General features: G+C 65.7%; 2 pseudogenes. Both read right to left on the minus strand.

Annotated features, from left to right (window positions below):
* Positions 1-331, minus strand: a pseudogene (locus EN935_RS37615) (NADH-quinone oxidoreductase subunit F); the annotation flags it as partial.
* Positions 332-341: 10 nt separating this feature from the next.
* Positions 342-997 (minus strand): annotated as a pseudogene (locus EN935_RS37620) (NADH-quinone oxidoreductase subunit E); the annotation flags it as partial.

The following is a 997-nucleotide window of genomic DNA, read 5'->3' on the forward strand; positions in this document are numbered from 1 at the left end:
GCAGCGCACCCTCGACCAAAGTGTGCGGGTCATTGCGCAGGATGTCGCGGTCCTTGCAGGTGCCGGGCTCGGATTCGTCGGCATTGATGACGAGATAGCTCGGCCGGCCGTCGCTCTGCTTGGGCATGAACGACCATTTGAGCCCCGTCGGGAAGCCGGCGCCACCACGGCCGCGCAGGCCCGACGCCTTCATCTCATTGACGATCCACTCACGCCCCTTGGCAACGATGCCGGGCGTGTTGTCCCAGGCACCACGCGCCATCGCGCCGGCCAGCGACTTGTCGAAGAGGCCGTAGATGTTGGTGAAGATGCGGTCTTTGTCCTGAAGCATTTTTCGTCCCTCAGACCGGCTTCTTGCCGAAGACGCGGATGTATTCGGCGACGCCACCCTTGGCGAGCGCCTTGGCCTGCTTGACCCAATCGTCGCGATCGATGCGGCCATGGAATGAGAGATAGCCGTCCACCCACTCGCGCTCGGCCTTCTTCCACGACGCAACCTGCGCGAAAGTGTAGATGCCGAGCGAATGCAGGACGCCCTCGATCTTCGGCCCGACGCCGGAGATCAGCTTGAGGTCGTCGACCAGCGCCGGTTTGTCGATGCCGGCCGGACGGTTCTTGTCTTCCAGCGACGGCTTGGCAGCTTTCGCGGCTGGCGCCTTGGTCTCCGGCGCCTTGAAAGCGGCTGCCGGCTCGGCCTTGGTCTTCGGACCATTGCGCTGCTTGGAAACCTGCTCGACCTCAGGCGCCGCCTTGTTGGCATTGGCGGCCGAATGCAACGGCGCCGAAACGCTCGCCGCCTTTTCCGCAGCCGGCGCAACCTTGGCCTTTGACGGTGTCTTCAGGGCCGGGCTGGTTTCGGGAGCATCGGTCTTCGGCTTGCTGGCATTGGACGGTGCGACAGGGGCAGCGGCCGGTGCCGGAACGGGCGCAGCGATGATCGCGTCGGGCGCCGCTTTGGCGGCCTTGGCCGCCTCCCTGGCTTCCCTGTCGCGGGCCG

The organism is Mesorhizobium sp. M7D.F.Ca.US.004.03.1.1 (genome assembly GCF_003998635.1).
GTDB lineage: Bacteria > Pseudomonadota > Alphaproteobacteria > Rhizobiales > Rhizobiaceae > Mesorhizobium > Mesorhizobium loti.